The organism is Streptomyces sp. HP-A2021 (assembly GCF_022807935.1).
Classification (GTDB): domain Bacteria; phylum Actinomycetota; class Actinomycetes; order Streptomycetales; family Streptomycetaceae; genus Streptomyces; species Streptomyces afghaniensis.
This window is the reverse complement of sequence record NZ_CP094344.1, coordinates 1,620,717-1,642,444: the sequence shown is the minus strand read 5'-3', so window position 1 is coordinate 1,642,444 and position 21,728 is coordinate 1,620,717. Positions and strand designations below refer to the sequence as shown.

Below are 21,728 nucleotides of genomic sequence, written 5' to 3'. Positions count from 1 at the left end.
GGCCCAGATTCTTCGTTGCCGGATCACTCGGTCCCCCTCGCCAGCTGACCGGCGGCCGGCGTCGGCCCGCCGCCCTTGTAGGTGACCCGCCACAGGGCCGACTTGGAGTCAGAGGTGAAGAAGCCGCGCCCGTAGTCGAGCACGTACAGCGCACCGTCCGGACCGAACTTCCAGTCCATGAGGTTCTTGATCCCGTCGTTGCCGACCGGCACGATCTTCTTCAGCGACTCCGAGTGCACCGGCAGACCGCCGTCCCCTTGCGTCTTCGGGTCCATGAGCACCGCGTTGCGCGGCTGGTCGGCGTCGTAGAAGTCACCGACGAACCACTTGCCGTCCCAGTAGGCAGGCCACTTGGTGGTGCTCGTGCTGTCACTGTCGTACCGGTAGACCGGCCCGTTCATCGCGGCCTGCCCGCCGCCCTTCAGCCAGGGCAGCCGGTACGTGGCCTCCTCCGGCTTGTACGACGGGACGCCGTTCGCGTCCCGCGGGTAGTCCGGCGCGCCGCCCTGCGGCGAGTACCAGATGTTGTTGCCGGTGACCGGCGGCAGGTTGACCAGACCGTCGTTGTTCGGCGACTCGTTCTTCGGGCGGTCGCAGTCGTACCAGCCGAGCGGCTGGGACGGATCCGGCAGATTGCGGTCCCGGTAGGGCTGCTTGTTGCCCATGCAGTACGGCCAGCCCCGGTTGCCCGCCTTGGTGATGGCGGCGAACGTGTCGTACTTGGCCGGACCCCAGGTCGTCGAGGGCGCGCTCGCGTCCGGGCCGACCCAGCCCGCGTACAGCACGTCGGTCGACTTGTCGACGAAGATACGGGCAGGGTTTCGGACGCCCATCACATAGATCTCGCCGCGCGTCTTGCCGCCGCCCTCGTCGGTCTCCTTCCCGGTGAAGAGGTTGCCCTCGGGGAGTGTGTACGTCCCGTCCGGCTCCGGGTGGACGCGCAGGATCTTGCCGTTGAGGTTGTTGGTGTTGCCGGCCGTGCGGCGCGCGTCCGCGAAGGAGACGCCCTTGTAGTTGGGCTGCGGGTTGTTGCCCGAGTAACCGCCGCTGAACCCACTGGAGTTGTTGTCACCGGTGGCGATGTACAGGTTGCCCTCGGAGTCCCAGGCCATCCCGCCGCCCGAGTGGCAGCAACTGTGGATCTGCACCGGCCACTTCAGCAGCACCTTCTCGCTGCCCAGGTCCAGCTTGTTCGTCGCCTGGTCGAGGGTGAAGCGCGAGACGCGCCGCTCGGCCATCCGCGTGTCCCGGTTGATCTGCGAGTGCGGCGTGTAGTGCAGGTACACCCAGCCGTTCTGCTCGAACTTCGGGTCCAGCTCGATCCCGAGCAGGCCCTCCTCGACCTTGACCAGTTCGTCGCCGCCGCCCTTGTTGCCGAAGACGGTGAGCGCTCCGGCGAGCGTGACCTGCTTGGTCTTCGGGTCGTAGACGTGGATCTCGCCCTTGCCCTTGCCGATGTCGGGGTTGTTCCAGTCGGTCACCACGGGCTGCGAGGAGTCGGCGCCGCCCCGGCCGATGTAGAACACCCGGCCGTCGGGCGCGGTGACCAGCCCGTGCGGCTCGCCGATCTGGTCGTTCTGCCCCGGCTGATTGGGCTTGGTCAGCCGCTCCGCCGCGTAGTTGGCGTTGATGGTCGCCTTGCAGTCGGCCTGCTCCAGGCGCGTCGTCCACATCAGCGCGCCGCGCAGATGGGCCCGGAAGTCGGTTTCGTCGTACGACGACACCGTGCCGCCCATGCCGGTGTAGAAGGAGCGGCCACCGTCGTAGTCACGGCACCAACTCACCGGGTGATCCCAGCCGTTGGCGCCCGCACCCGGCTGGTAGGTCGATTCCCTGACCCGGGCCACCGTATGGACGTCACCCGACGGGTTCTTCGCCCAGTTCAGCCACTTGTCGGGACGCTTCCACTGCACCGGCACGTCCTTGGTGGCAGGGTGCCGGCGGTCTCCGGCCTCGACGGTCGCGCGCTGGACGGCCGCAGGGCTCGACACGGCCGGGCGGGTACCCACCAGTCCGGTGAACCAGTCCGAGTACGGCTCGGCGCGCGCCGCGTCATGGATGCCGACGAACCCGCCGCCGGCCTCCATGTAGGCCTCCAGGCCCGCCTCCTGCTCGGCGTCGAGGACATCGCCCCCGCCGGTCAGGAACACGATCGCGTTGAAGCGCCCGAGCTTCTTCTCGTTGGTGAACACCGAGGCGTCGTCGGTGGCCTGCACGGTGAAGCGGCGGTTCGCCGGTCCCGACAGCCCGATGTCCTCGATGGCCTCGATCCCGGCGTTCACGACCGGCGACTCCTCCCCGGCCGCCGCGGAACCGTGGAAGATCAGCACCCGTACATTCGCGCCGCCCGGCGGCGACTTGATCGACATCGTTGTCAGCGGGGGTTCTGGATACGGGCCCGCGTGAGCGGGCCCGGCCAGCAGTCCGGCGGTCACAACCCCGGCGGCCGCGGAGGCCGCCCAGACACGTCTTCCCTTGCTCAACCCTCGTAAGTGCATGGGCACCTCCTCGGTCACAGCAACACCGCCAAGGAAGCTAAACCCCTTTGCACGGCTCGCCAATACCTATGACCGTGATGGCCCCAACTTTGTCTTGAGTGTGGATAAACGGGAGCGCGACCGGTACCGTCTCACAGGTTCATCACAGGTACGTCTCCGTAAAAGCCTTACCAGGGTGGGGAGTTCCGCATGGACAGACGCAGCTTCAACCGGCGGGTCCTGCTGGGGAGCGCGGCCGTCGCGACATCGTTGTCCGTGGCGCCGGAGGCCATCAGCGCGGACGGGCCGGCCAAGACAGCACCGGCCGGGGGCGAGGTGAAGCGCATCAAGCTGTACGCCGAGAAGCTCGCCGACGGACAGATGGGCTACGGCCTGGAGAAGGGCAAGGCGACCGTCCCCGGCCCGCTCATCGAGCTCAACGAGGGCGACACGCTGCACATCGAATTCGAGAACACCATGGACGTGGCGGTGAGCCTGCACGTCCACGGTCTGGACTACGAGATCACCAGCGACGGCACGAAGCTGAACCGGAGCCATGTCGAGCCGGGCGGCACCCGCACCTACACCTGGCGCACCCACGCCCCCGGCCGCCGCAAGGACGGCACCTGGCGGGCGGGCAGCGCGGGTTACTGGCACTACCACGACCACGTCGTCGGCACCGACCACGGCACGCAGGGGCTCCAGAAGGGCCTGTTCGGCCCGGTCATCGTCCGCCGCAAGGGCGACGTCCTGCCGGACCGGACGCACACGGTCGTCTTCAACGACATGCTCATCAACAACAGGCCGCCGCACTCCGGGCCGAACTTCGAGGCCACGGTGGGTGATCGCGTCGAGTTCGTCGTGATCACGCACGGCGAGTTCTACCACACGTTCCACATGCACGGTCACCGCTGGGCGGACAACCGCACCGGCATGCTGACCGGCCCCGACGACCCCAGCCAGGTCATCGACAACAAGATCACGGGCCCGGCCGACTCGTTCGGCTTCCAGGTGATCGCGGGGGAGGGGGTCGGCGCCGGCGCCTGGATGTACCACTGCCATGTGCAGAGCCACTCCGACATGGGGATGGTGGGCCTGTTCCTGGTGAAGAAGCCGGACGGGACGATTCCCGGCTACGACCCGCACGAGCACGAGGGTGATCACGCGGAGCACGATGCCCCGGAGCGCGACGAGCGGGAGCACGGACACTGACGGTCGCGCGGGCGCGAGAGCGCTCTCACCACCTGCGTGACCGGGGCTATCCTGATCCGCAGCCGCAGGTGAGGAGCCCCGAAGTGACCGACACAGCGCCGCGTCCCACTCTGGAGGCCGTGGCCGCCCGGGCCGGTGTCTCGCGGGCCACCGTCTCACGCGTGGTCAACGGCGGTGACGGAGTCAGGGACATCCTCGTCGAGCGGGTCCGCAAGGCGGTGGAGGAGCTCGGGTACGTGCCCAACCAGGCGGCCCGCAGCCTGGTGACCCGGCGGCACGACGCGATCGCGGTCGTCGTCGCCGAACCGGAGACCCGCGTGTTCGCCGACCCGTTCTTCGCGCTCCAGCTGCGCGGCATCAGCAAGGAACTCACGGCCCACGACAACCAGCTCGTCCTGCTGCTCACGGAGGGGCGGGACGACCACGCCCGGGTCGGCCGGTATCTCGCCGGCGGGCATGTCGACGGGGCGCTCGTCTTCTCCCTGCACCTCGACGACCCGCTGCCGGAACTGATCCAGCGGGCCGGCGTCCCCACCGTCTTCGGCGGGCGGCCCGGCTGGAGCGGAGACCGGCGCGACGTGGTGTACGTCGACAGCGACAACCGCGGCGGCGCCCGCGACGCCGTCCGCCACCTGGCCGGCCTCGGCCGCACCCGTATCGCGCACATCACCGGCGCCCTCGACCAGACGTCCGCCGTGGACCGGCTCGACGGCTACCGGGACGTCATGGCGGACGCCGACCCACGGCTCATCGCCGAGGCCGACTTCACCCCGGCCGGGGGCGAGCGGGCGATGCGCGAACTCCTCGGCCGCTGCCCGGACGTGGACGCGGTGTTCGCCGCCAACGACCTCACCGCCTCGGGGGCGCTGCGCGTCCTGCGCGAGGCGGGTCGCCGCGTCCCCGACGACGTGGCCGTGGTCGGCTTCGACGACATGCTGCCCCTCGCGGAACAGACCGATCCGCCCCTCACGACGGTCCGTCAGGACATCGAGGAGATGGGCCGCCTGATGGCCCGCCTGCTGCTGCGGGGGCTCGACCGCGGCACTCCTCGGGAGGGCGCCGGCGACACGCGCTCCGGCGTCGTCCTGCCGACGACGCTGGTTCGGCGGGCGTCCGCGTAGTCCCGCGCAGGTGCCTCAGGCCGGCTGCGGCTCGCTGCGGATCACCGCGAAACGCGCCCCGTACGGGTCCGTGAGCTTGGCGATGCGGCCCACGTCCGGCAGGTCCGTGGCGGGCATCCGGACCGTGCCGCCCAGTTCCCCTGCCCGGGCGACGGTGGCGTCCGGGTCGGTGACCTCGAAGTACGGCAGCCAGTGGGCCTCCTCCTCGGCCGCGTCGGCCAGGGGGACGAGGCCGCCGAACATGGCGTCCTCGCTCTCTCCGGCCGGGGTGAGGGTGGTGTAGGCGCCGCCGGGGAAGTCGACTCCGACGGTCTCCAGGCCGAGCACGGAGTGGTAGAAGGCGGCAGCGGCCGGGACGTCCGCCGTGTAGAGCTCCAGCCAGCACAGCGAGCCGGGCTCCCGGACGACCTCCAGGCCCTTGTTGCGGCCGGGCTGCCACAGGCCGAAGGGCACCCCCGCCTGGTCGGCGAGGAGCGCCATGCGGCCCAGGTCCTGCACGTCCATGGGCTGCATCAGCACCGAGCCGCGCGCCTGCCCGGCCGCCCGCGCGGTGGCGTCCGCGTCCGGGGCCTGGAAGTACACCGTCCAGGACGGCGGGCCCTGCTCCGGGGTGGTCTGCATGCCACCGGCCGTGGTCCTGCCGTCGAGCTGGAAGAGGCCGTACCCGCCGACCTCGGGCCCACCCGGCTGGAACCGCCAGCCGAACAGGCCGCCGTAGAACGCGGCTGCGCCGTCGATGTCGGGGGTGCCGAGATCGATCCAGTTCGGAGCGCCGGTCACATAACGGGTGGTGAGCATCGTCGGTCTCCTCGCACAGGTCCGTCATCCCCTCTGCCGAGTCTCGCACCGGCCGCTGACAAGCGCCGCCGGAGCGCCGCCGGGGCCGTGCTGCCGGGTGCGGTGCGCCGGGTTCCCGCGCGCCGCCGTGCGTCGGACCGTCCGGCAGGCCACCATCAAGGTGGCCGGAGGCACGTCAATGCGGTGTTGATCCCGCGTTGATCGAACGTTTTTCGCCTTCCGGAACGCTTCTGGGCATGCACATCGACACCATGATCTCGCCCGAACTCGCCTGGCAGCAGGAGGCGTTGTGCGCGCAGACCGGGGCGGACTTCTTCTTCCCCGAGCCCGGCAGTTCGGTACGGGAGGCGAAGCGGATCTGCGGTCTGTGCCCGATCCGTGACGCCTGCCTCGAGTACGCGATGGACAACGACGAACGGTTCGGTGTCTGGGGCGGTCTGTCGGAGAAGGAGCGGCTGGAACTGCGGCGTACGTCGCGGTAGCCGGGTGCGCGCCCCCGGCGGGGGAGGGGCGGGCGTGCGGAACGCCGAGGCCCCGGCCGCTCGTGGCGACCGGGGGCCTCGCAGACGTGGGCCGGATGGCCCGGGTCGGCCGTCAGGCGCCGGTGGCACCGGCCCGGGCCGCCATGCGGGCCTTGCGCGCGGCCAGCTTCTCGTCGAACTTCGTCGCCTCGCTGTCCAGGCCGCCCATGTACAGACCGAGTTCCTCCTGCGCCTTGCGGCCCTCGGGGCCCAGGCCGTCGATCTCCATGATCTTCAGGAAGCGCAGCACGGGCTGGAGCACGTCGTCGTGGTGGATGCGCAGGTTGTAGACCTCGCCGATCGCCATCTGCGCGGCGGCACGCTCGAAGCCGGGGATGCCGTGGCCGGGCATCCGGAAGTTCACGACCACGTCCCGCACGGCCTGCATGGTCAGGTCGGGGGCGAGCTCGAACGCCGACTTCAGGAGGTTGCGGTAGAAGACCATGTGCAGGTTCTCGTCGGTCGCGATGCGGGCCAGCATGCGGTCGCAGACCGGGTCGCCGGACTGGTGGCCGGTGTTGCGGTGCGAGATGCGGGTGGCCAGCTCCTGGAAGGCGACGTAGGCGATCGAGTGGAGCATCGAGTGCCGGTTGTCCGACTCGAAGCCCTCGCTCATGTGCGACATGCGGAACTGCTCCAGCTTGTCCGGGTCCACCGCGCGCGAGGCGAGCAGGTAGTCCCGCATCACGATGCCGTGCCGGCCCTCCTCGGCCGTCCAGCGGTGCACCCAGGTGCCCCAGGCGCCGTCGCGGCCGAAGAGCGAGGCGATCTCGTGGTGGTAGCTGGGCAGGTTGTCCTCGGTCAGCAGGTTCACGACGAGCGCGATGCGGCCGATCTCGGTGACCTTCGACTGCTCCTTGTCCCAGGCCTCGCCGTCCTCGAAGAGGCCGGGGAAGTTGCGCGCGTCGCTCCAGGGCACGTACTCGTGCGGCATCCAGTCCTTGGCGACCTGCAGATGCCGGTTGAGTTCCTTCTCGACCACTTCCTCCAGTGCGTACAGCAGCTGAGCGTCGGTCCAGGCGCCGGCGGGGCTGCCGAGGTGGGGAGTGGTGATCGTCATGGACTCTCCAGGGGGACATACGTACGAGCGGTGAGCGGTAACCTACGGCATCGTAGGCTACGTTTCCGTAGGTTACGATGCCGTAGGTTAAGAGCGCTGTAAAGGCCGCTGATCAGCGGTGTCGCTCGTGCGCGCACCCTCCGCCCCCGGAGCCGCAGGTCCAGGGGCTGGACCGGGGGCGTGCCACCCCCTCAGGCGTACAGCTCCCGCAGCCGCACCGAGAGGCACGTCACACATCCCTCGAGCTTCTCGAACTCGCTGATGTCCACGACGACCGGTTCGTACCCCAGGTCCGCGAACAGCTCCGCGGTCTTCGGCGCGCTGGCCGCCATCAGCAGTTTGTCACCGCCGAGCAGCACGACGTGCGAACCGGCCTCCTCCGGCACCGGCAGGAAGCGCCCGAACAGCGACGGCGTGTCCATCTTCGGGATGTGCCCGATGACCGTCCCGTCAGGCAGCGCGGTGACGGCCGACTTCAGGTGCAGCACCTTGGTCACCGGTACGGCGACGACCCGCGCGCCCAGCGGTTCGAACGCGGCCCGCAGCTGCTGGACGCCGGCGGCGTTGGTGCGCCCGCCCCGGCCCACGTAAACGGTGTCGCCGATCTTCAGGACGTCGCCGCCCTCCAGTGTGCCCGGCTCCCAGATCCAGTTCACCGAGCAGCCCAGACCCGCCACGGCCTCCTCGACGCCGGCGGTCTCGTCACGCCGGGACTCGGCGCCTGGGCGGGCGATCAGCGCCACGTTCTTGTACATCACGACGGTGTCCTCGACGAACACCGAGTCCGGGCAGTCGTCGGCCGGGTCCACCTCGATGGTCTCCCAGCCGTGCGTGCGCAGGGCCGCCACGTACGCTTCCCACTGCTCGACCGCGAGGTCGGCGTCGACCCTCTCCCGCTCGATGTGGGTCACCAGCCCTTCGGCAAGACGCGGGCTGGGGCGGCGGACGAGGGCCTTCTTGCTGGGCACGAGCGTGACTCCGTATCGGATGGGAGGTGTCTGGACGGCGCCGACGGAGCCTCCGGGGTCGGCCGGAACCCATCGGGCGTCGGCCGACCATCATGCAGGGCGATCCCGGAAGACGACACCCCTGGGGGAGGCCCGGCCCCCGGACCTCGGGCCCGCCCCCCCCGGGACCGGCCCGGCATGAAAGCGTCAGCTCACCCCTGCCCCGGACTCACCCCACCGGCTCGGCCCCCTCCGGGGCGCTTCGCTGGGCCGGCGTCGTCGTGGTGTCCGCACGGTCGGGCGTGTCCGGGCGGAGGCATTCGATCTGGTAGTCGCCCGTGTCGGGGTCGCGGACCACTCCGTGGGTCTCGCTGCCGAAGCCGGGGAAGCGGCGGTCGAAGGACTCCAGCGCGGTCAGGTACCGCAGGAGCGGGCCGCTCGCGGCGCCGACGCTCTCGCCCGGCATGAGGACGGGGATGCCGGGCGGTGTGACCGTGACCATGGCCGCGGCGACGCGGCCGGGCGCGTCGGTCAGGCGGATCCGTTCCGTGCCGCCGCGGATCAGGCGCTGGTAGCACAGCTGGGGCGGGACGACCGGCTCCGGCAGCTCCCGGAAGGCGGTGTCGAGGAGCTCGACCAGGCGGAGCTCGCGCAGTTGGTCGTGCATCTCCTGGCACAGTCCGCGCAGAGTCAGCCCGGAGTAGCGCCGTGGGTGCTCGGCGACCAGCGCCGGCAGGACACGGTCGAGCGGCGCGTCACCGTCGTAGAGGTCCTTGAAGTCCATCAGGGCGTCCAGCAGCGTGCCCCACTTGCCCTTGGTGATGCCCATGGAGAACAGCACCAGCGTGGTGTAGCTGTCGGTCTTCTCCACGACGATGCCCCGCGTCCCCAGATACGCGGTGAGCACCCGCGCGGGAATGCCCCAGTCGGACACCTCACCCGTGGCGCTGATCCCCGGGCAGGTCAGGGTGACCTTGATCGGGTCGAGCATGCAGTAGCCGTCGGTCAGCCCGGGGAAGCCGTGCCAGTCCGCTCCGGGTTCGAGGTGCCAGCAGGACGGTTCCGTCCGCAGCAGATCCGCCGGGGCCTCGTCGAAGGGCAGGCGCGCCCCGCTCTCCGGGTCGGTCACCTCAGCCGGCTGCCACACGCCGAAGAACCAGGGCGGCCGGTCCCCGGCGGCCTCGATCCGTCGCCCGATGCGCACCATCTCCTGGCGGAACCGCACCGCCTCGGTCACCGCCTCGTCGACCAGCCACTGCCCCTGCGGACCGTCCATCATCGCCGTGGACACGTCCAGCGAGGCGATCATCGGGTACAGCGGCGACGTGGTGCCGTGCATCATCAGCGCCTCGTTGAACCGCTCGTGCTCCACGGGTGCCCGGGGCGCCGGCCTGACGTGCACCATGGCGCTCTGCGACAGCGCCGCGAGCAGCTTGTGCGTGGACTGGGTCGCGAAGACCGTCGGCCGGTCGGGCCCGGGGAAGCTCTCCTCGTCCACCGACATGCCGTAGCGCCCGGCGTACAAGGGGTGGAAGCGGGCGTAGGCGAACCACGCCTCGTCGAAGTGCACCCGGGGCGTCCCGGCGGCCAAGGCCCGGGCCGCCGCCACCGCGTCGTAACACAGCCCGTCGTACGTGGAGTTGGTGAACACCGCGTACTGTGCGCGCGATGACACGGCGTCCCTCGTCAGCGGACTCGCGGCGATCCGCGCCGCCACCGAGTCCGCCGCGATCTCGGCCGGCGGCAGCGGTCCGGCGAGGCCGTAGCCGTTGCGCGTGGGGACCAGGTACACCGGCCGGGCGCCGGAGACGACCAGACCGTGCAGGACCGACTTGTGGCAGTTGCGGTCCACCAGGGCGATCTCGTCCCGCGTCACGCTGAAGTGGCCGACGACTCGGTTGCAGGTGGAGTCGCCGTGCAGCACGAAGTACGTGTGGTCGGAGCCGAAGACCCGCGCGGCGTTGCGCTCGGACTCGCCGATCGGCCCGGTGTGCTCGAACAACGAGCCGAGCTCCTCGACCGAGATCGACAGGTCGCTGCGCAGCAGCCGTTCCCCGAAGTAGTCGTGGAACGCCCGGCCCACGGGTGACTTCAGGAAGGCGACACCGCCGGAGTGCGCCGGGGTGTGCCACGAGTACTCGTGCGCGTCGTCGAAGCGGCGCAGCGCCTTGAAGAACGGCGGCAGCAGGGCGTCCTGGTAGCCGCGCGCGGCGGTGGTGATCCGCCCCGCGATGAACGCCGGCGTGTCCTCCAGCGGCCACACGTAGCCCACCACCGACTGCGACACCCACAACGGCAGATCGCGCAGCCCCTCGTCCGCCATGACGAGGAACACCGGCAGATTCTGGAAGCGGCGCCCGATTCGGCGCAGTACTGCCGCACCCCCCGGTTCACCGTCGCCCCCCGGCGACGGCGGAAGATCCCAGGCGACCACGGCGGCGGCGAGACCGGCCTCGGTCCTGAGCACCGCCTCGGCGTCGCTGACGCTCACCACCCACCGGACCTGTAAGCCGCGCCCCCGGATGGCCTCGGCGATCCTCGCCAGCTGCCCGGCCGCCGCGCCCCCGTCCTCCGGACCCTCCGCCACCGCCACCAGAACCGTGCCGTCAGCCATGTCGCCCCCTCCCGGTGGCCCCGCGCCACCCCCGCACCCCAGTCTTCGCCGACCCGCACGCGTGATCGGGCCGGCGGAGCGCCAAACCACACCATCGGTCCACGCCCACGGGCTGCACCTTGACGCGTCAACGTCCGCGCACCCGGCCTCCCGTGGGAGTACCTGATCAACCGTCCTCGCAGATGATTCACCTGGCCACGGCCCATGCCGGGGACGGCGACGCGGGGCGGGCGGTGTGCTGTCCAACCTCTCCGGCCGGAACTCCTCCGGCCACGCCAACCTCTGCGGCACGGGCAAGGTGGCGCTGTTCAAGGAGCGCACCTGTGTCACCGAGGACGGCGGCAAGGGCGGCGGGGACCAGGCGGGCCCGAGCGGCGGCGTCCTGTCCAACCTGCTCTTCGCCCGCAACGCCTCGGGCCACAGCGACAACTGCGGCAACGAGACGGTGGCGGTGTTCAGCAAGACCACCTGCGTGACCAAGGACCGCTCCGGCCGCTGACGGCCGTCCCGATTCAGTGAAGAGGGCCCCGATGTCGTCGAATTCCTTGTGTGTGGGTGTGGTGGCGCCACTGACGGGTCGACTGGCCCCTCTCGGGTCACCGTTGTCGTATGTGCTGCGCAGACTGGCGCCCCTGCTCGCGCACATCCGCAACGGCGGCCGCCGCTACGACGTGACCGTCGCGGTGCGCGACAGCCGCTCGGATCCCGACGCGGCCCGGCAGGCCGTACGGGACCTGGCCGGCGCCGACGGGGCGAACGTCGTGCTCACCATGGCCGGGACCCGGGTGCTGCCCGCCGTCACCGACGCCTGCGAAGAGGCCGGGGTCCCCTGTGCGTCGACCACGTTCCCCTGGCAGGCGTACGTGGACACGCGCGGTGCCGGGCCGGGGCACCGCTTCCGGTGGACGTACCACTTCGCGTGGGGACTGGACGACATCGCCGCCGTCTTCGCCGACCTGTGGGAGCGCGTCGACGACACGGGCGCCGTCGGCTGCCTGTGGTACGACGACGTGCAAGGGCGACTGCTGCGCCACGAGCGGTACGGCTTCGCCCCGGTGACGTCCCCGCGCGGGCACACCCTGGTCGACCTCGGCGCCTACCGGGAACCGGCCGACGGCTTCCCCGCGCAGGTCGGCCGGCTGCGGGAGCACGGTGCCGGCCTCGTCACCAGTGCCGCCACCGCCACCGACCTCGCCCTCTTCCACCGCGAGGCCCGGGAGGCGGGGCTGCGTCCGCGGCTGATCACCTGTTCGCGCTGGCTGACGTACCCGCACACGCACACCACCCCCGCCCCCGACGTCCACGGCGAGCTCGCCGACGCGCGCGTGGCCACGCTCGTCTACTGGAGCCCCGGCCACCCCTACCGCTCCAGCCTGGACGGCACCACCTGCGCCGAACTCGCCCACGCCTACCGGCAGGACACCGGCGCCGGCTGGCTCCAGCCCCTCTGTCTCGCCCACGCCCTCGTGGAGACCGCCCACCACGCCCTCACCGTCGCGGCCGATCCCACCGACCGGGCGTCCGTCGCGCAGACCCTCGCCGGCACGACCCTCGACACCGTCGCCGGCACCCTCGACTGGACGCGCGCACCGGCCCCCAACATCGCCCTGCTGCCGCTGGTCGGCGGGCAGTGGCAGCACGGCCCGGGCGGCCCGCGCCTCGCCGTCGTCGGCAACACGGCGCTCCCGGACGTCCCGCTCACCGGGGAGCTCACACCGGCACGGTGACGGCCGATGCCGCGACGGCCCGCCGCAGGTGCTCCCCGGTGAACGAGCCCCGCGCCTCCAGGAGCCGGCGCGGCGTCCCCTCGAAGACGATCTCGCCGCCGTCCCGGCCGCCGCCCGGGCCGAGGTCGATCACCCAGTCGGCCCGGGCGACCACGTCCAGGTTGTGCTCCACGACGACGACCGTGTTGCCCGTGTCGACCAGCCGGTCCAGCAGGGCGACGAGTCCCTCCACGTCCGCCATGTGCAGCCCGGTCGTCGGCTCGTCGAGCACATAGACCGCGCCCGTCCTGTGCAGCCGCGTGGCCAGCTTGATGCGCTGCCGCTCGCCGCCGGAGAGCGTGGAGAGGGGCTGGCCGAGCGTCAGATACGTCAGCCCGACGTCCCGCAGGGCGCGCAGCCGGCGCCGTACGCCCGTGTCGTCGAAGAAGCCGAGCGCCTGCTCGGCCGTCATCCGGAGGACGTCGGCGATGGAACTGCCCCGCACGGTCAGCCGCAGCACCTCCTCCTTGAAGCGCCGCCCCTCGCAGTCGTGGCAGGTCGTCGTCACCGGGTCCATGAAGGCGAGGTCGGTGTAGATGATGCCGCGGCCCTCGCAGGTGCCGCAGGCGCCGCTGGAGTTGAAGGTGAAGAGGCCCGCCCCGGCCCCCGTCTCACGGGCGAAGATCTTCCGTACGGTGTCCATGATCCCCAGATACGTCGCCGGAGTGGACCGGCCCGAGATCCCGATCGACGACTGGTCGACGACCACGGCGTCGGGGTGCGCGGCGGTGAACTCCCCGACCAGGGTGCTCTTCCCCGACCCCGCCACCCCGGTCACGGCCGTGAGCACTCCGGCCGGGAAGCGCACGGTCACGTCGCGCAGGTTGTGCCGGCCGGCGCCCTTGACCCACAGTTCGCCGTCGGCCTGCCGTACCTGTTCCTTGACCGCCGTACGGCGGCGCAGACAGCGCCCGGTGAGCGTGTCCGAGGCGGCCAGTGAGGCCGGTGTGCCCTCGAAGACCACGCGGCCGCCCCCGACACCGGCGCCCGGCCCCATGTCGACGACGTGGTCGGCCAGCGCGATGACGTCCGGGTCGTGCTCGACGACCAGCACGGTGTTGCCCTTGTCGCGCAGCCGCAGCAGCAGATCGCCGAGGCGGCCCACGTCACGCGGGTGCAGGCCGACGCTCGGCTCGTCGAAGATGTACGTCATCCCGGTCAGGCTGGATCCGAGGTGCCGCACCGTCTTCAGCCGCTGCCCCTCCCCGCCGCTGAGGGTCGACGTCTCCCGGTCGAGGCTGAGATAGCCGAGGCCGATCGCCTCCACGCGCTCCAGCGCGGCCACGGCCGCCCCCGCGATCGGCCCGGCCACCGGGTCGTCGATCTCCTTCAGTACGGCGATCAGGTCCGTGATCTGCATCCGTGCGCAGTCGGCGATGTTCCGGCCGCCGATCCGGGTGGCGAGCGCCGCCGCGTTGAGCCGGGCTCCCCGGCAGACCGGACAGGTGCCCTCCACCAGGAACTCCCGGACCAGGTCCCGGGTCTTCTGGCTCATGGCCGACAGGTCGCGCTTCAGGTACAGCCGCTCGAATCGGTCGGCCAGCCCCTCGTAGTCGGTGGTCCACGTGCCGCCGCTGCCGTTGACGGTGACCTTGCTGCCGGGCCGTCCGCGCATCAGGAACTCGCGCTCGGCGGCGGTGAACCGCCCCACCGGCTTGTCGGGGTCCAGGTCGGCGCTGTTCGTGTAGGCCTGGCCCTGCCAGGTGCCCGCGGCGAACGGCGGGAAGCGGACCGCCCCGTCCGCGAGGGAGCGGTCCGGGTCCAGGATGCGGTCCCAGTCGGGCCGAACCGTCCGGCCGAGGCCGTCGCACTCGGGGCACATGCCCGACGGGTCGTTGAACGAGTACGCGGTCGCCGGCCCGGCGCTCGGGGTGCCGTGCCGGGAGAACAGCACCCGGATCACCGAGTAGATGTCCGTCATGGTGCCGACGGTCGACCGGGAGTGGCCGCCGACCGGCCGCTGGTCGACGACGATCGCGGGGGAGAGGTCCTCCAGGCCGTCCGCGTGCGGCCGCTCGTACTTGGGCAGCCGGTTGCGGACGAACCAGGGGTACGTCTCGTTCAGCTGGCGCTGCGACTCCACCGCGATCGTGTCGAAGACGACGGACGACTTCCCCGACCCCGAAACGCCGGTGAACACGGTCAGCCGGCCTTTCGGGATGCGGAGGGTGACGTCCTGGAGGTTGTTCTCGCGGGCTCCGGTCAGGGTGATGACATCGTGCGTGAAGTCGGTCATGCCATCGACGCTAGGCGGGAAACCCGACAGCCTCTGGCGTGATTTCCTTCAGTTCCCCGTCCTCCATCAGCAGCCAGCGCGTGATGCCGATCGACTCCAGGAACGGCAGGTCGTGACTGGCCACGATCAGCGCCCCCTCGTACGACTCCAGGGCCGTGGTCAGCTGCCGCACGCTCGCCATGTCGAGGTTGTTGGTCGGTTCGTCCAGCATGAGCAGCTGTGGCGCGGGCTCGGCCAGCATCAGCGCGGCCAGCGCCGCCCGGAAGCGTTCGCCGCCGGACAGCGTCGCCGCCTTCTGGTCGGCCCGGGCACCCCGGAACAGGAAGCGGGCCAGCCGCGCCCGGACCCGGTTGTTGGTGGCGCCCGGCGCGAACCGGGCCACGTTCTCGGCGACGGTCAGCTCCCCGTCGAGGACGTCGAGCCGCTGCGGCAGGAACCGCAGCGGGACATGTGCCGTCACCTCGCCCGACTCCGGAGCGAGCTCCCCGCTGATCGTGCGCAGCAGCGTCGTCTTGCCCGCGCCGTTGCGCCCGATCAGCGCGACCCGCTCGGGTCCGCGCAGGTCGAAACCGCCGTCCACGCGGGCGCCGTACCGGAGCCGGAGATCCATGAGGGTCAGGACGTTGCGGCCCGGCGGCACGGCCGTGTACGGCAGGTCGACACGGATCTCGTCGTCGTCCCGTACGGCGTCCACCGCCTCGTCCAGCCGCTCCCTGGCCTCGGCGAGCTTCTCCTCGTGCATGATCCGGTGCTTGCCCGCGGACTCCTGCGCCGCGCGTTTGCGCGCCCCCATGACGATCTTCGGCTCGCGCTTCTGGTCCCACATCTTCTGCCCGTACCGCTTGCGGCGGGCCAGCTTCATCTGGGCGTCGGCCAGCTCGCGCTTCTGCTTGCGGAAGTCGGACTCGGCGACGCGCACCATGCGCTCCGCAGCCTCCTGCTCGATGGCCAGGGCCTCCTCATAGGCGGAGTAGTTGCCGCCGTACCAGGTGATCTCGCCGGAGCGCAGATCGGCGATCTGGTCGACGAGGTCCAGCAGTTCGCGGTCGTGGCTGACGACGACCATCACGCCCGGCCAGGACTCGACGGCCCCGTACAGGCGCCTGCGGGCGTACAGGTCGAGGTTGTTGGTCGGCTCGTCCAGCAGCAGGACGTCGGGCCGGCGCAGCAGCAGCGCGGCCAGCCGCAGCAGCACCGACTCGCCGCCCGACACCTCGCCGATCGTGCGATCCAACTCGACGTGGCCGAGGCCTAGTTCACCGAGGGTGGCCAGGGCGCGTTCCTCCACGTCCCAGTCGTCGCCGACCGTCTCGAAGTGCGCCTCGGAGACGTCGCCCGCCTCGATGGCGTGCAGGGCGGCCCGCTTGCCGGCGATGCCGAGCGCCTCGTCGACGCGCAGGGTGGTGTCGAGCGTGACGTTCTGCGGGAGGTACCCGACCTCGCCGGCCACGCGGACGGTGCCGTCGGCCGGGGCGAGTTCACCGGCGATCAGCTTCAGCAAGGTCGATTTTCCGGACCCGTTGACACCGACCAGGCCGGTCCGGCCCGGGCCGAAGGCGACGTCGAGGCCCTCGAAGACGGGGGTGCCGTCGGGCCAGGTGAAGGCGAGGGAGGTGACGGTGATGGAAGTAGGCATGCGGGCCTCTTTCGCGGTTGCTTGATGCGGTCAGGGGCAAACGCGTATCGAGACACCTGCGACCAGGGAGGAGGGCTCCAGGGGGCAGAGACAAAGCCCTGTACCGGAGGACGGCTCGAACGCCGAGGTCGCACGCAGCGCACACACCAGAGGCGGGTGACGCGGTGTCTCAGGACCTCAGACGAGCAACGTCCTTCTCCAATCGGCGGCAACAGGACGCTGAACAACGTACGAGGGGGCGTCGGGCCTGTCAACGAATTAACGTGAGACCCGATCTTCCCTCCCGAGGAGGCCCCGTGCCCGACGGCCCGCTCTCGCTGCCGGCCCGGCTCTGCCTGCTGGCCTGGGACCCCGCGAAGCCGGCGGGAACCGGTACCGCCCACCTGTCCGGCCCGGTACGGGCCGGTGCCCTCACCGAGCTGGCCCGGCACGGCCTGCTCCTCGACGAGGACGGCATCGTCACGCCGGTCGACCTGGACTCCCGCACCGGTGACGCGGTCCTCGACGGGCTGCTGGAACTCGTCCGCGAGTCGTGCCCGCGCCCCTGGCGGACCTGGGTGACGCTGCGGTCGCGGGTGACCCTCGACGCGGTGCGGGAGCAACTGGTGGCCGAGGGGTATCTGCGGGCGGAGAAGAAGCGGGTCCTCGGGGTGTTCCCGTCCGTGGAGTACGCGCTGGAGCGCGTCGCCGCCGTGCAGGCGCTGCGCGAGGAGACGCGTCAGATCCTCCGGGGCCCGCTGCCGGTCGCCGGGGTCTTCGAGCGGGACGCGGCGGTCGCGACGCTGGCCGCCTCGGCGGAACTGCTCCCCGGAGAGGACGTCGGCGCCCACGAGCAGCGCGTACGGGAGCTGGCGGAGCGTGCCGTGGCGTCGGCGCCCGGGCTCGGGGAGATCGTCGACGAGATCCGCACGGCCCTGGCCGCGACGGCGACGGCGCTGCCCTGACCCACGTCCACGTCGGATTCCTGCCAGCCACGGCCCATCAGCCGCTGGTTGGGTTGCCCGCATGACGAACCAGACCGATCGAGCCCTGGCCTTCCGCGCCCTGCACATCCCCGGAACCCCGCTGGTCCTGCCCAACGCCTGGGACGCGGTGAGTGCCCGTCTCGTCGAGGACGCGGGCGCCGCAGCGGTGGCGACGACCAGCGCCGGGCTCGTCTGGGCGCTCGGCGCGCCGGACGGCGAGCGGGTGGACCGCGCCACGGCCCTCGCCGCCGTCACCCGGATCGCCGAGGCCGTGACCGTCCCGGTGACGGCGGACATCGAGAGCGGCTACGCCGAGGACACCGAGGGTCTCGCCGATACCGTTCGTGCGGTGCTTGCCGCGGGAGCGGTGGGGGTGAACATCGAGGACGCGCTGCACGGCGCCGGAGCGGGGGAACCACTGCGGAGCGTGGGGGAGCAGGCCGAGCGGATCGCCGCGGCCCGTGAGGCGGCCGACGCGGCGGGCGTGCCGCTGTTCGTCAACGCCCGGACCGACACCTTCCTCGGCGGAGCCGGGGGAGTGGACCTCACCCTGGAGCGGGCCGCCGCCTTCCGCGCCGCCGGCGCCGACGGGATCTTCGTCCCCGGGGCCGTCGACCCGGGGATCGTCAAGGAACTGGTGAACGGCATCGACGGGCCGCTGAACGTCATGGCCGGGCCCGGCGCACCGACGGTCGCCGAACTGGCCGCCCTGGGTGTCGCCCGGGTCAGCGTGGGCTCGGGCATCGCCCAGGCCGCCCACGCCCTGGTCCGCCGGGCCGCGCGGGAGCTGCTGGACACCGGGACGTACCGGTCACTGGCGGACGGACTCGACTACGGCAAGGTCAACGCCCTGCTCGAGCGGGGGCGTTAGCTCAGCCGCGTCAGCTCAGCACGCGTCCCGCATCAGCTCGGCCAGGTCGTGGTCCAGATCCAGCTGGAGGTGCTCCAGGCCGACCGGCACCAGCTCGCTGGTGGCCTCCAGGAACCGGCGCACCTCGCCGGAGCGGACGTGCACCACGGCCGTGCCCTCGGGGGCGTGGAACTCCAGCACCGTGCGGTCGTACCCGTACGGCCGCACCCGCACGTCGCCGTGGCCCTCGGCGTTCTTCAGGCCCGCGGCGAGCAACTCGCGGGAGAAGGTCCAGCAGACCTCGACGCCCTCCAGCGTGGCCGGGGCGGGGAAGGTCATACGGACGGCGAACGGATCACGCCGGTCGTAGTGGAGCGTCGCGGGAATGCTCGGCATACGCGGCGCGGCGGCGACGAGGCGGGCCTCCACGGGCTGCTCGATGACGATGGACAACGCCTTGCTCCCTTGTGACGGCTGGACGGGACACTTCCGGGCGGATAAGGCCGGGCACTGGAAGAGACGACGGAATCAGCCAATCCGTGCACACGATGTGCGAGTGACCTCTGTCACCGCGTTCATGCACGAGAGTGACGTGGCTCTCCTCCTGTGCCTCGCAGGGCACTTGTGGCACCCACCGGGGCACCCGGGAGCTCGGGCGAGGCCATCTGGACGGCACCCCGGTGGTGGGCTAGCTTCGCCGGCCATGAGGCGCTTGGGGATCACGCGACGGACGGGGCGGACACGGAGCAGGGCGACCGGAGTGGCGGCGGGCGCGGCGGCACTGGCCGCACTCGCGGCCCTGACCGCCGTACCGGCGCAGGCGCACGAGCCGGAGCGCCGGATGCCGCACTGGGAACTCAAGGACACCGGCACTCCGGACGTACGGTTCCGCGGCCTGGCCGCCGTCAGCCGGAACACCGCCTGGCTCGCCGGGACCGGCGGCACCGTCCTGCGCACCACCGACGGCGGCACCACGTGGCGGAACGTCTCGCCCCCGGGCGTGGCGGAGTTGCAGTTCCGGGACGTCGAGGCGTTCGACGCGCGCCGGGCCGTGGTCCTGGCCATCGGTGAGGGCGAGGCGTCCCGCGTGTACCGCACCGACGACGGCGGGGCGACCTGGACGGAGTCCTTCCGCAACACCGACCCGAAGGCCTTCTACGACTGTCTGGCCTTCTTCGACCACCGCCACGGCCTCGCGATGAGCGACCCGGTGGACGGAAAGTTCCGCATCCTGTCGACCCGCGACGGCGGCCGGTCGTGGCAGGTGCTGCCGAACGAGGGCATGCCGGCGGCGCAGGAGGGCGAGGCCGGATTCGCCGCGAGCGGCCAGTGCCTGGTCGCCTCCGGGCCGAAGGACGTCTGGCTCGCCACCGGCGGGGCCGCGCACGCGCGCGTGCTGCACTCCGCCGACCGGGGACACACCTGGACGGCCACCACCACGCCCCTCCCGGCGGGCGACCCGGCCCGCGGCGTCTTCGCGCTGGCCTTCCGCGACCGCACCCACGGTCTCGCCGTCGGCGGCGACTTCACCCCCGGCCGGCCCTCGCCGAACGCCGCCGCGCGCACCGGCGACGGCGGCCGCACCTGGCGCTCCGCCGCCACGCCCCCGCCCGCCTACCGCTCCGGCGTCGCCTGGCTCCCGCACAGCCGCACCGCCGCCCTCGCCGTCGGCCCCACCGGCACCGACCTCACCACGGACGGCGGCCGCACCTGGCGCACGGTCGACACCGGCTCCTACGACACCGTCGACTGCACCCCGGACCAAGGGTGCTGGGCGGCCGGCGAGAAGGGGCGGGTTGCCCGCCTGGAGCATTGAGCGCGCGGTATGCCCTGATTGTTGGCAGTGTGGGTACTCGTTCACTGAAGGCGAAAGGAAGTGAGCGGTCATGCCACGCGGTTCGAGCTCCAAGCGGGAGCGCCAGTACGAGCACATCAAGAAGAGCGCGCAGGACCGGGGCGAGAGCACCGGCCGCGCCAAGGAGATCGCCTCGCGGACGGTGAACAAGGAACGCGCCCGCTCCGGCGAGTCGAAGACGGCCAGCCGCACCTCGACGAAGGACATGTCGTCCGGCAAGCGCGGCGGCCAGCGGTCGGGCCAGGGTTCCCAGGGCCCCACCTACGACCAGCTGTACCAGGAGGCCAAGCGCCGCGGTGTCGAGGGCCGTTCCAACATGAACAAGAGCCAGCTCCAGCGCGCGCTGGGCAAGTAGGCAGCACGCCCCCGAGGCCGGCGGGACTCCCGGGTCCCGCCGGCCTCGCGCTGCCCACCGGCTCGGCAGCCGACAGGATCAGCCCATAGGCTCAGGGGCACCATGACGACCGTACGCATCCCCGAGGACTGGCCCGCCACCGAGGAACAGGCCCGCGCCGTCCAGGACGACCTGCGCGAGCGCGTGATCCTCGACGAACCGGGGCCGCCGCCCGGAACGGGCCAGGTGACGGGGGTCGACGTCGCCTACGACGACGAGCGCGATGTCGTCGCGGCGGCCGCGGTCGTCCTGGACGCGTCGAGCCTCGACGTCGTCGCCGAGGCCACGGCGGTGGGCCGGGTCTCCTTCCCCTACGTGCCCGGACTGCTCGCCTTCCGCGAGATCCCCACCGTCCTCGCCGCCCTCGACGCCCTGCCGTGCCCGCCCGGACTGGTGGTCTGCGACGGCTACGGCCTCGCCCACCCCCGCCGCTTCGGCCTCGCCAGCCACCTCGGCGTCCTGACCGGCCTGCCCACGATCGGCGTCGCCAAGAACCCGTTCACCTTCACCTACGGCGACCCGGCCACCCCGCGCGGCAGTACGTCCGCGCTGCTCGCCGGCTCCGAGGAGGTCGGCCGCGCCCTGCGCACGCGCGACGGCGTCAAGCCGGTCTTCGTCTCCGTCGGCCACCGCGTGACCCTGGCGAACGCCTGGGCCCACACCCTCGCGCTGACCCCCGAGTACCGCCTCCCGGAGACCACGCGCAGGGCGGACGCGCTCTGCCGGACGGCGTTGCGGGAGACCTATTCCGCCTGACCGGCCACGCTCCAGTGGCCCACCTCGCGGTACTCCGAGTCGTAGATGACCGACCCGTCCCCGGGCCGGAGCGCGTAGTGGCGCAGGTTGCCGCCCCAGTACCTGAGGATCCGGCCCAGCTCGCCCGCCGGGTCCTCGGCCAACGCCGCGTCGTCCATGCTGACTTCGAGAAGGAACTTCATGCCTTCAATGGTTTCATTGAACTCCTTGTTGGCACTTTTCGAGCTGTCGCCAGGAGCGGACGGCGGAAAGTCTCAAACCGGGGGAGGGGTCGGGGGGCGGGCCTGCCCAGGGCGGGGCGGCAGATCTGAGTACCGGCTCTGAGTACCCGTACGGATGCCCGGCCCGCACCCCCGTCGGCAGGCTGGGGCGCATGACAACGCACCGCGCCCCCAAGCCTGTTGCCGGCCCGACCCAGACCGTCGAGCGGGCCGTCACCATCGGGCTGATCCTCGCCGTGCTGGCGGGGCTCGGCTGGATCGCCGGGATGATCTACACCATCGCCGAGTGGCCGTTGTAG

Annotated in this window: 20 protein-coding genes; 11 read left to right on the top strand and 9 right to left on the bottom strand. The window is 71.6% G+C overall.

Features of this window, described 5'->3' with window-relative positions; all coding sequences use genetic code 11:
• Positions 1–23: 23 nt before the first annotated feature.
• On the bottom strand, positions 24–2,498 hold the full coding sequence (locus MQE23_RS07435) for a ThuA domain-containing protein (RefSeq protein ID WP_243378614.1): 2,475 nt from the start codon (positions 2,496–2,498) through the stop codon (positions 24–26).
• Between the two features lie 189 nt (positions 2,499–2,687).
• Here MQE23_RS07435 and MQE23_RS07430 point away from each other — a divergent pair, with 189 nt between their 5' ends.
• A complete protein-coding gene (locus MQE23_RS07430; RefSeq protein WP_020277726.1) occupies positions 2,688–3,689 on the top strand; it encodes a multicopper oxidase domain-containing protein in 1,002 nt (333 codons plus the stop codon).
• A gap of 83 nt (positions 3,690–3,772) precedes the next feature.
• Positions 3,773–4,810 carry a LacI family DNA-binding transcriptional regulator gene (locus MQE23_RS07425; RefSeq protein WP_020277725.1) on the top strand — a complete coding sequence of 346 codons (1,038 nt, stop codon included), beginning with the start codon at positions 3,773–3,775 and terminating at the stop codon, positions 4,808–4,810.
• 15 nt (positions 4,811–4,825) lie between these two features.
• Here the strand turns inward: MQE23_RS07425 and MQE23_RS07420 are convergent, their stop codons facing one another.
• On the bottom strand, positions 4,826–5,608 hold the full coding sequence (locus MQE23_RS07420) for a VOC family protein (protein ID WP_020277724.1): 783 nt from the start codon (positions 5,606–5,608) through the stop codon (positions 4,826–4,828).
• Positions 5,609–5,844: 236 nt separating this feature from the next.
• On the opposite strand from MQE23_RS07420, the gene MQE23_RS07415 reads away from it, so the two are divergent.
• Positions 5,845–6,090 (top strand): WhiB family transcriptional regulator, encoded by a 246-nt coding sequence (locus MQE23_RS07415; protein ID WP_010042893.1) that lies wholly within the window; start codon positions 5,845–5,847, stop codon positions 6,088–6,090.
• Between the two features lie 112 nt (positions 6,091–6,202).
• Here MQE23_RS07415 and MQE23_RS07410 read toward each other — a convergent pair whose 3' ends face one another.
• The 3 genes from MQE23_RS07410 to MQE23_RS07400 form a co-directional block, all read right to left on the bottom strand.
• Positions 6,203–7,189, bottom strand: coding sequence for an acyl-ACP desaturase (locus MQE23_RS07410; RefSeq protein WP_020277722.1), 987 nt, complete (start codon positions 7,187–7,189; stop codon positions 6,203–6,205).
• Between the two features lie 191 nt (positions 7,190–7,380).
• Positions 7,381–8,157, bottom strand: a complete 777-nt coding sequence (gene ddaH / locus MQE23_RS07405) for a dimethylargininase (protein WP_020277721.1) — start codon at positions 8,155–8,157, stop codon at positions 7,381–7,383.
• A gap of 208 nt (positions 8,158–8,365) precedes the next feature.
• Positions 8,366–10,750: an Orn/Lys/Arg decarboxylase N-terminal domain-containing protein gene (locus MQE23_RS07400; RefSeq protein ID WP_243378613.1), complete on the bottom strand. Its 2,385-nt coding sequence runs from the start codon at positions 10,748–10,750 to the stop codon at positions 8,366–8,368.
• A 235-nt stretch (positions 10,751–10,985) separates the two neighbouring features.
• On the opposite strand from MQE23_RS07400, the gene MQE23_RS07395 reads away from it, so the two are divergent.
• Entirely contained in the window at positions 10,986–11,249 is a 264-nt protein-coding gene (locus MQE23_RS07395) for a hypothetical protein (protein ID WP_243378612.1), read from the top strand.
• A 31-nt stretch (positions 11,250–11,280) separates the two neighbouring features.
• A complete protein-coding gene (locus MQE23_RS07390; protein ID WP_279345133.1) occupies positions 11,281–12,477 on the top strand; it encodes an ABC transporter substrate-binding protein in 1,197 nt (398 codons plus the stop codon).
• Here MQE23_RS07390 and MQE23_RS07385 read toward each other — a convergent pair.
• Together MQE23_RS07385 and MQE23_RS07380 are read right to left on the bottom strand one after the other, a co-directional pair.
• Complete coding sequence (locus MQE23_RS07385) at positions 12,461–14,752, bottom strand: excinuclease ABC subunit UvrA (protein WP_243378610.1); 2,292 nt, start codon at positions 14,750–14,752, stop codon at positions 12,461–12,463. The two genes, MQE23_RS07390 and MQE23_RS07385, sit on opposite strands and share 17 nt — an antisense overlap.
• Positions 14,753–14,762: 10 nt before the next feature.
• Positions 14,763–16,388 (bottom strand): ABC-F family ATP-binding cassette domain-containing protein, encoded by a 1,626-nt coding sequence (locus MQE23_RS07380; RefSeq protein WP_243378609.1) that lies wholly within the window; start codon positions 16,386–16,388, stop codon positions 14,763–14,765.
• A 296-nt stretch (positions 16,389–16,684) separates the two neighbouring features.
• Here MQE23_RS07380 and MQE23_RS07375 point away from each other — a divergent pair, with 296 nt between their 5' ends.
• Both MQE23_RS07375 and MQE23_RS07370 read left to right on the top strand, forming a co-directional pair.
• Positions 16,685–17,332 (top strand): GPP34 family phosphoprotein, encoded by a 648-nt coding sequence (locus MQE23_RS07375; RefSeq protein WP_243378608.1) that lies wholly within the window; start codon positions 16,685–16,687, stop codon positions 17,330–17,332.
• Between the two features lie 61 nt (positions 17,333–17,393).
• Complete coding sequence (locus MQE23_RS07370; RefSeq protein ID WP_020271761.1) at positions 17,394–18,224, top strand: isocitrate lyase/phosphoenolpyruvate mutase family protein; 831 nt, start codon at positions 17,394–17,396, stop codon at positions 18,222–18,224.
• Positions 18,225–18,239: 15 nt separating this feature from the next.
• Here MQE23_RS07370 and MQE23_RS07365 read toward each other — a convergent pair whose 3' ends face one another.
• Complete coding sequence (locus tag MQE23_RS07365; protein ID WP_020271762.1) at positions 18,240–18,656, bottom strand: SsgA family sporulation/cell division regulator; 417 nt, start codon at positions 18,654–18,656, stop codon at positions 18,240–18,242.
• A gap of 250 nt (positions 18,657–18,906) precedes the next feature.
• Here MQE23_RS07365 and MQE23_RS07360 point away from each other — a divergent pair, with 250 nt between their 5' ends.
• From MQE23_RS07360 to MQE23_RS07350, 3 genes are all read left to right on the top strand, one after another.
• A complete protein-coding gene (locus MQE23_RS07360; RefSeq protein ID WP_243378607.1) occupies positions 18,907–20,019 on the top strand; it encodes an oxidoreductase in 1,113 nt (370 codons plus the stop codon).
• Positions 20,020–20,089: 70 nt separating this feature from the next.
• Positions 20,090–20,413: a hypothetical protein gene (locus MQE23_RS07355; RefSeq protein WP_010042867.1), complete on the top strand. Its 324-nt coding sequence runs from the start codon at positions 20,090–20,092 to the stop codon at positions 20,411–20,413.
• A gap of 102 nt (positions 20,414–20,515) precedes the next feature.
• The gene (locus MQE23_RS07350) at positions 20,516–21,208 is read left to right on the top strand and encodes an endonuclease V (protein ID WP_243378606.1); all 693 of its coding nucleotides are present in this window, start codon (positions 20,516–20,518) and stop codon (positions 21,206–21,208) included.
• Here the strand turns inward: MQE23_RS07350 and MQE23_RS07345 are convergent.
• Entirely contained in the window at positions 21,196–21,390 is a 195-nt protein-coding gene (locus MQE23_RS07345) for a hypothetical protein (protein WP_020271765.1), read from the bottom strand. The genes MQE23_RS07350 and MQE23_RS07345 overlap by 13 nt on opposite strands.
• A gap of 191 nt (positions 21,391–21,581) precedes the next feature.
• Here MQE23_RS07345 and MQE23_RS07340 point away from each other — a divergent pair, with 191 nt between their 5' ends.
• A complete protein-coding gene (locus MQE23_RS07340; protein WP_010042861.1) occupies positions 21,582–21,728 on the top strand; it encodes a hypothetical protein in 147 nt (48 codons plus the stop codon).

Coding starts and splice junctions, on each gene's coding strand:
- MQE23_RS07435 (WP_243378614.1), bottom strand. CDS start 2,498: ATGCACTTACGAGGGTTGAGCAAGGGAAGACGTGTCTGGGCGGCCTCC.
- MQE23_RS07430 (WP_020277726.1), top strand. CDS start 2,688: ATGGACAGACGCAGCTTCAACCGGCGGGTCCTGCTGGGGAGCGCGGCC.
- MQE23_RS07420 (WP_020277724.1), bottom strand. CDS start 5,608: ATGCTCACCACCCGTTATGTGACCGGCGCTCCGAACTGGATCGATCTC.
- MQE23_RS07415 (WP_010042893.1), top strand. CDS start 5,845: ATGCACATCGACACCATGATCTCGCCCGAACTCGCCTGGCAGCAGGAG.
- MQE23_RS07410 (WP_020277722.1), bottom strand. CDS start 7,189: ATGACGATCACCACTCCCCACCTCGGCAGCCCCGCCGGCGCCTGGACC.
- MQE23_RS07400 (WP_243378613.1), bottom strand. CDS start 10,750: ATGGCTGACGGCACGGTTCTGGTGGCGGTGGCGGAGGGTCCGGAGGAC.
- MQE23_RS07390 (WP_279345133.1), top strand. CDS start 11,281: ATGTCGTCGAATTCCTTGTGTGTGGGTGTGGTGGCGCCACTGACGGGT.
- MQE23_RS07385 (WP_243378610.1), bottom strand. CDS start 14,752: ATGACCGACTTCACGCACGATGTCATCACCCTGACCGGAGCCCGCGAG.
- MQE23_RS07380 (WP_243378609.1), bottom strand. CDS start 16,388: ATGCCTACTTCCATCACCGTCACCTCCCTCGCCTTCACCTGGCCCGAC.
- MQE23_RS07370 (WP_020271761.1), top strand. CDS start 17,394: ATGACGAACCAGACCGATCGAGCCCTGGCCTTCCGCGCCCTGCACATC.
- MQE23_RS07360 (WP_243378607.1), top strand. CDS start 18,907: ATGAGGCGCTTGGGGATCACGCGACGGACGGGGCGGACACGGAGCAGG.
- MQE23_RS07355 (WP_010042867.1), top strand. CDS start 20,090: ATGCCACGCGGTTCGAGCTCCAAGCGGGAGCGCCAGTACGAGCACATC.
- MQE23_RS07350 (WP_243378606.1), top strand. CDS start 20,516: ATGACGACCGTACGCATCCCCGAGGACTGGCCCGCCACCGAGGAACAG.
- MQE23_RS07345 (WP_020271765.1), bottom strand. CDS start 21,390: ATGAAGTTCCTTCTCGAAGTCAGCATGGACGACGCGGCGTTGGCCGAG.
- MQE23_RS07340 (WP_010042861.1), top strand. CDS start 21,582: ATGACAACGCACCGCGCCCCCAAGCCTGTTGCCGGCCCGACCCAGACC.